General features: G+C 56.3%; 9 protein-coding genes and 2 pseudogenes. 4 read left to right on the top strand and 7 right to left on the bottom strand.

The annotated features are described in order from the left end of the window. Positions 1-227: 227 nt before the first annotated feature. Positions 228-1,430 carry a tyrosine--tRNA ligase gene (gene tyrS, locus CAI21_RS02395; protein ID WP_220347725.1) on the bottom strand — a complete coding sequence of 401 codons (1,203 nt, stop codon included), beginning with the start codon at positions 1,428-1,430 and terminating at the stop codon, positions 228-230. A 188-nt stretch (positions 1,431-1,618) separates the two neighbouring features. Here tyrS and CAI21_RS02390 point away from each other — a divergent pair, with 188 nt between their 5' ends. Continuing rightward, complete coding sequence (locus CAI21_RS02390) at positions 1,619-3,079, top strand: OapA family protein (protein ID WP_258868883.1); 1,461 nt, start codon at positions 1,619-1,621, stop codon at positions 3,077-3,079. Positions 3,080-3,085: 6 nt separating this feature from the next. Beyond that, positions 3,086-4,207 carry an anhydro-N-acetylmuramic acid kinase gene (locus tag CAI21_RS02385; RefSeq protein WP_116300789.1) on the top strand — a complete coding sequence of 374 codons (1,122 nt, stop codon included), beginning with the start codon at positions 3,086-3,088 and terminating at the stop codon, positions 4,205-4,207. A gap of 46 nt (positions 4,208-4,253) precedes the next feature. Here CAI21_RS02385 and erpA read toward each other — a convergent pair whose 3' ends face one another. Next, entirely contained in the window at positions 4,254-4,607 is a 354-nt protein-coding gene (erpA, locus tag CAI21_RS02380; RefSeq protein WP_116300788.1) for an iron-sulfur cluster insertion protein ErpA, read from the bottom strand. 199 nt (positions 4,608-4,806) lie between these two features. Next, complete coding sequence (argC, locus tag CAI21_RS02375) at positions 4,807-5,838, bottom strand: N-acetyl-gamma-glutamyl-phosphate reductase (RefSeq protein WP_181919222.1); 1,032 nt, start codon at positions 5,836-5,838, stop codon at positions 4,807-4,809. A 220-nt stretch (positions 5,839-6,058) separates the two neighbouring features. On the opposite strand from argC, the gene CAI21_RS02370 reads away from it, so the two are divergent. Beyond that, positions 6,059-6,556: a TlpA family protein disulfide reductase gene (locus tag CAI21_RS02370; protein WP_116300786.1), complete on the top strand. Its 498-nt coding sequence runs from the start codon at positions 6,059-6,061 to the stop codon at positions 6,554-6,556. A 17-nt stretch (positions 6,557-6,573) separates the two neighbouring features. Further along, a complete protein-coding gene (gene hemJ / locus CAI21_RS02365) occupies positions 6,574-6,999 on the top strand; it encodes a protoporphyrinogen oxidase HemJ (protein WP_116300785.1) in 426 nt (141 codons plus the stop codon). Between the two features lie 61 nt (positions 7,000-7,060). On the opposite strand, the pseudogene bfr reads toward hemJ, so the two are convergent. The 4 genes and pseudogenes from bfr to ptsP form a co-directional block, all read right to left on the bottom strand. Continuing rightward, positions 7,061-7,437: pseudogene (bfr, locus tag CAI21_RS02360) on the bottom strand (bacterioferritin); the annotation flags it as partial. After that, positions 7,369-7,524 carry a ferritin-like domain-containing protein gene (locus CAI21_RS24550; RefSeq protein ID WP_258868882.1) on the bottom strand — a complete coding sequence of 52 codons (156 nt, stop codon included), beginning with the start codon at positions 7,522-7,524 and terminating at the stop codon, positions 7,369-7,371. The gene CAI21_RS24550 and the pseudogene bfr, both read right to left, overlap by 69 nt. 263 nt (positions 7,525-7,787) lie before the next feature. Further along, the gene (locus CAI21_RS02355) at positions 7,788-7,979 is read right to left on the bottom strand and encodes a (2Fe-2S)-binding protein (RefSeq protein WP_116300784.1); all 192 of its coding nucleotides are present in this window, start codon (positions 7,977-7,979) and stop codon (positions 7,788-7,790) included. Between the two features lie 278 nt (positions 7,980-8,257). Next, positions 8,258-10,520, bottom strand: a pseudogene (gene ptsP / locus CAI21_RS02350) (phosphoenolpyruvate--protein phosphotransferase). Between the last annotated feature and the right edge of the window lie 11 nt (positions 10,521-10,531).

Below are 10,531 nucleotides of genomic sequence, written 5' to 3'. Positions count from 1 at the left end.
TCTTGTTAAAGAGCGCAGAACCCTTCGGCTCCGCCTCAGCGCCAAGGCCTTTCGCCTCAGCAGGGACGCGCATTTTACGCTTTCCCTCTCCCCTGTCAACCCCCAATTTGCGGTGGGTTGCGGGCCGTTCCGCGTCTCGCGAAACGAGGGTCGAGAATTTACATCTAGACCCTCTCCTTGTCAACTTAATTCCGCACTAATATTTCGACGGCGACGGTGCGCCGCGCTCACGCCACCAAGGTGACGCGAGCGAACCGGCGCTTACCGACTTGCACAACCAGCTCCGCCGGCGCTGCAAGCACAAGCGCGGGCGACTCGCTACGTTCGCCATCTATACGCACAGCTCCTTGCTTGATCATGCGGATGGCTTCGGACGTACTGGCGGTTAACTCAACCTGCTTCAACAACTGCGGCAAACCGACCCCGTCTTGGCCGACGCTAACGGTGTGCTCCGGCATTTCGCTCGGCATGGCCCCCTTTTGGAACCTTGCGACAAATTCCTGTTGCGCTTGATCGGCGGCGTCCCGGTCATGAAAGCGCTCGACGATTTCATGAGCAAGCAAGAATTTCACATCGCGCGGATTGCGGCCTTGCACGACATCCCGCCTCAGCGCTTCCACCTCTTGTTCGCTCTTAAAGCTCAGCAGCTCGAAGTAGCGCCACATAAGGTCGTCGCTCACCGACATCACTTTACCGAACATTTCTCCGGCGGGCTCTTGGATGCCGATATAGTTATTTAACGACTTAGACATTTTCTGCACGCCATCCAGACCTTCCAGGATGGGCACGGTGATAATGGTTTGCGGTGCCTGACCATAGGCCTTTTGCAACTCGCGCCCGACAAGAAGGTTGAACTTCTGATCGGTCCCGCCGAGTTCGACATCGGACTTAAGCACAACGGAGTCGTAGCCTTGAATCAGCGGGTAGAGAAATTCGTGGATGGCGATCGACTGGTTATTGGTATAGCGCTTATGGAAATCGTCGCGCTCTAGCATCCGAGCCACCGTATGCCGCGATGCGAGCTGTATGAGGTCGGCAGCGGACAGCTTACCCATCCAGTCGGAGTTAAATACGATTTCTGTCGACTCGGGGTCTAGGATTTTGAAGATTTGCTCTTTATAGGTGCGCGCATTCTCGGCAACCTCTTCCGGCGTCAACGGCTTGCGCGTCACGTTCTTGCCGGTGGGATCGCCGATCATGCCGGTGAAGTCGCCGATGAGGAATAAGATCTTGTGCCCCAAGAGCTGGAACTGGCGCAGCTTATTAATAAGCACGGTATGGCCGAGATGAAGATCGGGCGCCGTCGGGTCGAACCCTGCCTTAATACGCAGCGGACGGCCGCTTTCCAGACGCTCCTTTAGCTCACCTTCTACTAATATCTCTTCCGTGCCACGCCGGATTATTGCCAGCGCCTCTTTTACCGAACTCATCATCGCCTCCCGGAATGTACCGCAAGAGGCGGGATTCTACCGGAAACGCGAACGGTCGCACACGTTGCAGGCGAATTTTCCGGTACAACATGCACAAACGGTCACACCTTAAACGACATAGTTAAGAATTCGTTGACCCCGCTACACGGTTCTAGCTATGGTTCCCGCTCAAGAGGGATGGGATTACTGTGGCATACACACGCTTTACAAATAGAGATTTCAAATCGAGTGCTGGCTGGCGTGAGCGGTCGAAGGGGCGTGTCCTGCGCCTGAAGAAGCTGCATTGGATCATGCTGGCGGTATCGGGCTTCACCGGAGCCAGCTTTTTGCTGCTCAGCAACGACAAGGCCGAAGCACTTGGGGAGCGCACGCTTGCGGTCGCCGAAGGGCAACGAGTTGAATCGCCGCTGGCCCTTCCCGGCATTCAACAAGCCACGGAAGGTGCTGTCGTCGCGCTGCCCCCGGCAGCGGACGAGCCGGAATCGGCCGCTATCGACGCCGAACCTGAGCTCGCAATAGAACCTGCTGTTGCCGGAGAGCTGGATGAGTCGTGGGAGGTCATCACCGTTCGCTCTGGCGATAGTCTCGCGGCTATTTTCAACCGCATGGGCTTAAGCCCGCGTACGCTTCACAACATCATGGCAACGGGCGAGCCGGCAAAGTCGCTGCGCCGAATCTTTCCTGGCGACGAAATAAGATTCCGCATCGTCGACGGCGACCTGTTAGGCATTCGCTACGCCGTTGACGAAAGCGTAACCTTACACGTCGATTGGGAAGAAGAGGCAGGGTTTACTACCAACTTGGTAGCGAACCCGCTGGAAACGCATGTGACGCATGCTTCCGCCGTGATCAACTCGTCGCTGTTTCTCGCCGGTCGTAGCGCCGGCTTGAACGATCGTTTGATCATGGAACTTGCCGGCATATTCGGCTGGGACATCGACTTCGCGTTAGATATCCGGGCAGGCGATCGTTTTTCGGTTGTCTACGAGGAGCTACATCGGGACGGCGAAAAGGTCCGCACGGGCAATATTATTGCGGCGGAATTCGTTAACCGCGGCCGTACGGTCCGCGCTGTACGCTTTGAATACCCCGATGGGCGAGCAGATTATTTTTCGCCCGACGGCCGCAGCATGCGAAAGGCATTTATTCGCTCGCCGGTGGATTTCCGGCGGATCAGCTCGGGCTTTAATCCCAACCGACTACATCCGATCCATGGTACGCGCCGTCCCCATCGGGGCGTCGATTATGCGGCTCCAACCGGCACTCCTATTAAAGCGGCAGGCGATGGACGCATTGTTCATTTAGGCTGGAAAGGCGGCTACGGTCGGACGATCGTGATCCAGCACGGCACGCGCTATAGTACGCTGTATGCCCATATGTCGCGTTATGCCAATAACTTAAGTGCGGGCAGCCGGGTACGGCAGGGTCAAGTCATTGGCTACGTGGGCCAGTCCGGACTCGCCACCGGCCCTCACCTTCACTATGAGTTTCTGGTCGACGGGGTACATCGCAATCCGGTGACGGTTGAGCTACCGGATGCGGAGCCGATTGCGCAAGAGTACCGCGCGCAGTTTGAGGCACAAACCGCACCGCTGGTCGCAAAACTCGACACAATTATCCGTAGCGATTTCGCACTACAGGATGACTAAACAGCCATGGACGAGCTGTTCCTAGGCTTGATATCGGGAACCAGTGCCGACGCCGTAGACGCGGCACTGGTTAGCTTTTCTCCGACGCTGAAGGTCGAAGCGAGTCTATCCCACCCCATTCCTTCCTTGCTTAAACAGCGTATAGCAGCTGCCCGACGCGACTCTCCGTTTTATCAGATTGCTCAACTGGACGTTGAAGTCGGAGAACTGTTCGCAGAAGCGGCTAACCGATTGCTATTGCAAGAGAGCCTCAAGGCAGAGGATGTGACAGCTATCGGTAGCCACGGCCAAACCGTTTGGCACGAACCCGATGGCAACCCGGCTTTTACCTGCCAGATCGGCGACCCCAACGTCATCGCCGAACGCACTGGCATAACCACGGTTGCCGACTTCCGCCGCCGCGATCTCGCAGCGGGCGGGCAAGGCGCACCGCTAGTACCAGTGTTTCATCAGGCGCTGTTCGGCGACGACAATGAGGCTCGCGTCGTACTAAACCTGGGCGGCATCGCCAACATTACTCTCCTGCTGCCAGGAGAGGTGGCAAGCGGTTTCGATACCGGACCGGCCAACGCCCTTTTGGACCGCTGGTGCCTGCGACACCAGGGCAAACCTTACGACCCGGGAGGAACCTGGGCTGCTCAAGGCACTGTCGTCCCTGACCTGCTGGCAAGTCTGCTCGACGCCGACTATTTCCGCATGCCCGCACCGAAGAGCACAGGCCTTGAGTATTTCAATGTAGGCTTCATCGAAGCCGCACTTGCTCGACTAGGAGGGCGCATCCCTCCGGTCGATGTCCAGGCAACGCTCGTCGAACTAACCGCTCAAACGGTTGCCGATGCTATTGCCCTGGCGTCCCCGGCGGCAACGCGGGTGCTGGTTTGCGGCGGCGGAGCGCATAATCGCTATTTGATGGAACGACTAGCCCAGCGGCTCCAGCCCGTTCGGCTTGAGACGACGGCAGCCTTCGGCCTTGACCCGGATTACGTCGAAGCGTCCGCATTCGCTTGGCTAGCGATGAAAACCCTTCATGGAGCGGCGGGCAACGAACCCAGAGTAACGGGCGCTAACGACTATCGCGTATTAGGCGGGATATTTCGGGGGCAGGTTTCGCCCCCAACGCCGGAGTGAGCCGAGGGGATTACTCCCCCCGGCTATAAAGATACACGGTCCCTAGTTAGACCGAGAACGACGAACCGCAACCACACGTCGTCGAGGCATTCGGATTGCGGATGACGAACTGCTCGCCTTCGACGCCTTCCACATAGTCGATCTCGGCTCCCATCAAATACTGCCCGCTCATGGGATCGATCAGCAGAGTGACGCCATTCTTTTCGACAATCGTATCGCCGTCTTCGACATTTTCGTCAAAAGTAAATCCGTACTGAAAACCGGAGCAGCCTCCGCCGGTGATGTACACCCGCAGCTTGAGGTCGTCATTCTGCTCTTCCTCGATCAGCGACCGCACCTTGTTCGCAGCACTATCGGTAAAAATCACATTGGTAAATTGTTCAACAGCCGCTTCGCTCATTACTACGTGGCCTCCGAGGAATTTGAGGAAACATCGAACACTTATATTGCCTTACCGCCAACTCAAGACAACCGACGCCCGACGCACAAAAAACCGTCCAGTGTTTCACCGCCCACCAACTTAAATTGTCGGTTTTCCCTATCCGTTTAGTCAACTTCGCACGGATAAAGTGCCGCCTTCTTCGTAGAAGGCGATCCGGTCAGGGTAACACAGCAATATCGTCGAGCCCTGCGGTTTCCGGCAAACCAAGCATCAGATTCATATTCTGCACCGCTTGGCTGGCAGCGCCTTTGTCGAGGTTGTCGATCACGGACAGGACGATGGCGGTGTCGCTGCCGGGCTGTCGGTGTACGCCTACCCGACACATGTTGGTGCCCCGCACGGTGCGGGTTTCAGGGTGACTACCCGCCGGCATGACGTCGACGAAAGGCTCATCGGCATATCGACGTTCATACAATGCTTGCAAGTCCGTATCGGAGGTCCGTAGCCGGCCATATACGGTAGCCTGCATACCGCGAGTCATCGGCACCAAGTGCGGAACGAACACCAGTCCGACCTCCCCGCCGGCAATCTGGCTCAGCCCCTGCTTTATTTCCGGTAAGTGGCGATGCCCCGACGCTCCGTAAGCTTTAAAATTATCGTTCGCTTCGCATAACAAGGTATGCTGCTGAGGCTGCCTACCAGCCCCGGAAACGCCGGATTTGGCGTCGGCGATCAGGTGCTCCGGGTCGATCAACTGGCTTTCAAGCAGCGGCAAATAACCGAGAATAACTGCTGTTGGGTAGCAACCAGGGTTAGCCACCAGCCGAGCTTCTGCGATTGCGGCTCGATTCAACTCGGGTAAGCCGTAGACCGCCTGCTCCACCCATTCCGGACACGCATGCTCTAGCTTGTACCAGTCGCTCCAAACGCTAAGGTCTTTGAGACGGAAATCGGCACCAAGATCGATTACTCGCGTATTCGAGGCCAGTAGATCCGGCACCAATTTCATGGCGGTGCCGTTAGGGGTGGCAAAGAAAACCAAGTCGCAAGCCGCCAGCGTATCGCGGTCGGGCTCGCTAAAGCGCAAGTCCAAGCGGCCTCGTAAGCTCGGGAACATGTCCGCCACCGCCGTCCCGGCATTACCTCGCGAGGTAATGACCTCTAGGCTGACGTCCGGATGGCGCGTTAGTAGGCGCAATAGCTCTACGCCCGTATAACCTGTTCCTCCGACGATACCGACCTTGTACATCGCGACCCTCATCTAAGCCTGTGCAAAAATGCTATTCTACGCACTCTATTTAAGCTTGCCATCATCGATTATCGAAAGCGTTAGCCGTTTCGTGTCATTTCGGGTCTCCACCTGACTCTCTCTTATCGCCACTGAGCCCCAAAAAACGCTTAAGAACTCATGGAAAGGGATGACGCCGATGGTTAAAATCGCAGCAGGCCACTTACGGGCGTAGAAGGACATGAAGCGGAAAGAGATTCTCGGGGTACTCGCCCTTGTCTTAGTCGTAGCCACCGCAGCATTGGTATGGGTTGGCCCCTGGCAAGGGGAGCGCGCCGCCAATGTGAGCTTTGAAACCCTGGACGGACGCACGTTCGACCTCCACGAGTTGCGTGGCAAGCCCGTTCTGATTACGTTTTGGGCCACCACTTGTCCGAGCTGCATCGCCGAGGTTCCTCACCTGCGCGCGCTGTATCAAGACCTCGGTCCGGAAGGTCTTGAGGTTATAGGGGTCGCGATGCATTACGACCCGCCAAATCAGGTGGCGGCCATGGTGGAAGACCGGAACATGTCCTACACCATCGTTATGGATCGAGACGACGCCATTGCGCAAAGCTTCGGCGGCATCCGTCTAACGCCGACCTCCATTCTCATCAATCCGGAGGGGCGAGTCGTTTGGCGGCGGCTCGGCGAACTGAACATGGAGCAGGTGCGGAATCAAATTCAGTCCATGCTTTAACACATTAAGAGGCTCCAATGGCGTACCTTTGGGTTAAGGCGTTTCATATCGTATTCATGGTGACGTGGTTTGCCGGCTTGTTTTATCTACCCCGGTTATTCGTCTACCACGCCATGAGCGACGATAAGACCAGTCAGGAGCGTTTCCAGGTCATGGAGCGTAAGCTGCTGTACGGCATTACGACTCCGGGCGCCATCGTCACCATAGCGTTGGGGGTGTGGTTATTGGCAATGCAACCGGCTTGGCTAAGCCAAGGCTGGATGCATGCCAAGCTTGCCCTGGTTGCGATACTGATTGGCTATCACGGGTACTGCTGGGTTCTGATGCGGCGTTTCGCGCAAGGGGAGAATCGGCACTCTCACGTTTGGTATCGCTGGTTTAACGAGTTTCCGGTGCTGATCTTAGTTGCGGTTGTCGTACTGGCGATCGTGAAACCTTTTTGACGAGAAGGTCGCATAGAGAAGCAAACGGAAAGGGCGAGCCGTTGGCTCGCCCTTTTTATTACTACAGCTGAGACTGTTGATAATTCTCCAAGCCGAGCCGACCGATCAGCTCCAACTGGGTTTCCAGCCAATCGATATGTTCTTCTTCGTCCTCGAGAATGCCTTGCAAGAGATCGCGGCTGACATAGTCTCGCACCGACTCGCAATAAGCGATCGCCTCTTTTAACAAGCTGTGGCCGTCATGCTCGGCCTTGAGGTCGCACTCAAGAATTTCTTTTACGTTCTCACCAATCAACAACTTGCCGAGATCTTGTAGGTTGGGCAAACCTTCCAGAAACAGCACCCGCTCGATCAAACGATCCGCATGCTTCATCTCGTCGATCGATTCTTCATACTCTTTTTGCCCAGCTTTTCCAAGCCCCAGTTTTTCAGAATACGAGCATGCAGAAAATACTGATTAATAGCAGTTAGCTCGTTAGTCAGCACCTTGTTCAGGTAGCCGATAACTTTCGGGTCGCCTTTCATATTCGTTTCTCGCTCTCTACATGGCGGACGACTGATCCGGGTAGGACGATACCGAACGGTTCCCATACGGGTAAGCGACATAGAAACCGGCCGCCCTATGGGAATCATTCAGCGCCTAACAGCACGCCGAGAAAAACGCAGACCATTTCTCTCGAACACTCGTTGCCGGGTAGTCTATCAAAGCCTTGAAGCAGGCAATAGAGAATCGCCGCATGAGACTGGAGCCTCATGCAGGAAGGAAGAAGAGGATTGATAGTAGTCGGTCAGGCTACCGATTTAACAGGAACCGCCACCTCCAGCTCTTTCACCAGTACATCGCGAGCACAGGGGCCACACTTTCCGCAGTCGCTACATAAGCCAAGCTGTTGTCGCAACTCGCGCATGGTCCGAGCACCGGACTGAACGGCCTCTCGAATGTGGCGATCGCTAATGGCTCGGCAGACACAGACGTACATGCGAAAACCCTCTTGAACTCTTCGTTAAGAGAGTGCCCTGAATGCGACTCAATGTCAATTAGGAACACTTCGCATTTGCGGCACCATTCTCATTTCCACAGTGCCGGCCATAAAGTCGCTTCTCAATACCTGCGTCAAAGCAACGCAATTTGCCGGTGCTCGCGTCAAGGGAGGGCTAGTTTTAGATGGGATGGAACGAGGTGCCCCCTTCTTCGGGAACACCCCTCGCGTGTCACTGCGGTATTAAGGCCTGGCCAGGAAGGCGACGCGCCGGGAAATCACTTACCGGCACGCACCAAGCCGCCAAGCCCCGCATCTTCCAGCGCATGGTTGAACAAGGAACGAATTTCCGAGGCTTCCTCAAGCTCAAAAGCCTCGGCGAGCAAGCGCTGGGATTGTTCGAAGCTGATACTCCGTACGACCCACTTAACCCGAAGAAGACTGGCAACGCTCATACTTAGACCGTCAACGCCCAATCCAAGCAGCGCAATCACCGCAGCGGGATCGCCCGCCATACTGCCGCAAACAGTGATGGGCTTTTCATGGCGGCGGGCACAATCGACCACCGAGCGCAGCGCACACAACACCGACGGATGCAATTCATCGTAGAGGTTAGCGACATGCGGATTATTACGATCTACAGCCAGTAAATACTGCGTAAGGTCATTGGTGCCGACCGATAAGAAATCGACACGCTTGGCGATCGCGGCGGCTTGATAAAGGGCCGACGGCACTTCGATCATGACGCCAACCTTCGGCATCCGGACGTTCAGCCCTTCCTCCAGCAACTCGCTTTGCGCGCGCTTCAACAAGGCCAAGGCTTGATCGACCTCGGCAACACCGCTCACCATCGGAAACATGACGCGCATATTGCCGATCCCGACATTGGCGCGCAGCATCGCCCGTAGCTGACTCAAGAAGATTTCCGGGTGATCCAGCGTTAAGCGGATACCGCGCCAGCCCAAAACGGGTTTTCTTCCCGCACGGGAAAATACGTTAAGTTCTTATCGCCGCCGACATCGAGGGTACGCAAGACAACCGGCCGCCCCTTAAACGGGGATAATACGCTGCGGTAGATCTCGGCTTGCTCTTCCTCTCCGGGAAAGCGATCGCGCACCATAAAAGGAAACTCGGTGCGATGCAGGCCGATACCGTCACACCCGCTTTCCAGCGATGAGTTAATATCGGAGAGCAAGCCCGTATTGGCATAGAGTTTCACTCGCAACCCGTCGGATGTCTCAGCCGGCAAGTCGCGTAAACTGTTCAGCCCCGCCGACAACTCGGCCTCTTCTCGCATCAGGCGCTTGTACTCGCGCTTTACAGCCGCCGTCGGTTCGATATAAACCCGCCCTGAATAGCCGTCGACGATGACGGATTTTCCCTCCATCCGACCTACGGGCAGTTCGCTCACGCCCATAATGGCGGGAACCCCCAGCGCACGGGCCAGAATAGCAGCATGGGAGTTACCCGAACCTCTCGCGGCAAGCACGCCGACAAGACGCTCTGGGGGAATTTCGGCCAGCTGCGACGCAGTAATCTCCTGCCCCACCAGGACCACCTTATCCGGCAGTGTGCGCGTATCGCCACTGTCAAGCTGCAAACGCATGAGAATACGGCGACCAATATCACGTACGTCGCTAGCACGCTCGCGAAGATAAGGATCTTCCATTTCGCTAAAGATCTGCACGTGCTTGTTAACAACTTCGCGCAGTGCACCCGGCGCCCAGTTGCCGTCGCGAATGCGATTGATCGCGCCATTAATGAGGCTGTCGCTATCCAACATCCGCAAATAAGCATCGAACAAATGATGCTCTTCGCTGGACACCGCATCCGATAACCGATTAGATAGTTGTTTGAACTCTTCTCGGACCGCTTGCACCGCGGCTTCAAACGCCGCCACTTCCAGCTCGATATTGTCTGGCTCGCGATCGGGAATAGCATTAAGATCGGCAGGCGAGTATGCCACCATGGCCTTACCCATCGTGACGCCGGGCGCGCCGGCACGCCAAGCAGCGCACTCGTACGGCGTGTATCGCCTTCGCTTAATCCGTCGATACCGCCACTCGCTTCCCCATGCGCAATCGCTCCCGCTAACTGCGCCGCCACGGTCACCAAGAATGCAACCTCGGCATCGTCGAACCGGCGCGGTGTCTGCTGCTGAACGACAAGAACGCCCAGCATCTTGCGAAAGTGGATAATGGGGACTCCGAGGAAGGAGTGAAAACGCTCTTCCCCAGTTTCGGGGAAATAACGAAAGCGCGGGTGCTTATCGGCATGTTCTAAGTTGATAGGCTCTTCCCGCTCGCCCACCAAACTTACAAGCCCCTCCGACTTCCCTAATCGCACCTGCCCGACGGCCCCTGGATTAAGCCCCAAGGTGGCCATCAGGACATACTCCTGCACCTCTTGGTCCACCAGATACACGGAGCAGACGTCAACACCGGTTGCCTCGGCGACACGCTGGACAATGATATTAAGCGCATGGCTCAAACCCCGAGCCGCGTTGACCTCCTGCACAATCCGGTGAAGCGAATCCAGCATTCAGGCATTAC

This window comes from Alkalilimnicola ehrlichii (genome assembly GCF_003399765.1).
In the GTDB taxonomy this organism is placed as follows: Bacteria; Pseudomonadota; Gammaproteobacteria; order Nitrococcales; family AK92; genus AK92.
The sequence above is the reverse complement of the archived record's forward strand: the minus strand, read 5'-3'. Positions and strand labels throughout refer to the sequence as shown.

Excerpts from the sequence above, each read along its gene's own strand:
- erpA (WP_116300788.1), bottom strand. The coding sequence starts at position 4,607 with ATGAGCGAAGCGGCTGTTGAACAATTTACCAATGTGATTTTTACCGAT.
- CAI21_RS02355 (WP_116300784.1), bottom strand. The coding sequence starts at position 7,979 with ATGTACGTCTGTGTCTGCCGAGCCATTAGCGATCGCCACATTCGAGAG.
- CAI21_RS02385 (WP_116300789.1), top strand. The coding sequence starts at position 3,086 with ATGGACGAGCTGTTCCTAGGCTTGATATCGGGAACCAGTGCCGACGCC.
- hemJ (WP_116300785.1), top strand. The coding sequence starts at position 6,574 with ATGGCGTACCTTTGGGTTAAGGCGTTTCATATCGTATTCATGGTGACG.
- tyrS (WP_220347725.1), bottom strand. The coding sequence starts at position 1,430 with ATGAGTTCGGTAAAAGAGGCGCTGGCAATAATCCGGCGTGGCACGGAA.
- argC (WP_181919222.1), bottom strand. The coding sequence starts at position 5,838 with ATGTACAAGGTCGGTATCGTCGGAGGAACAGGTTATACGGGCGTAGAG.
- CAI21_RS02370 (WP_116300786.1), top strand. The coding sequence starts at position 6,059 with ATGAAGCGGAAAGAGATTCTCGGGGTACTCGCCCTTGTCTTAGTCGTA.
- CAI21_RS24550 (WP_258868882.1), bottom strand. The coding sequence starts at position 7,524 with ATGAAAGGCGACCCGAAAGTTATCGGCTACCTGAACAAGGTGCTGACT.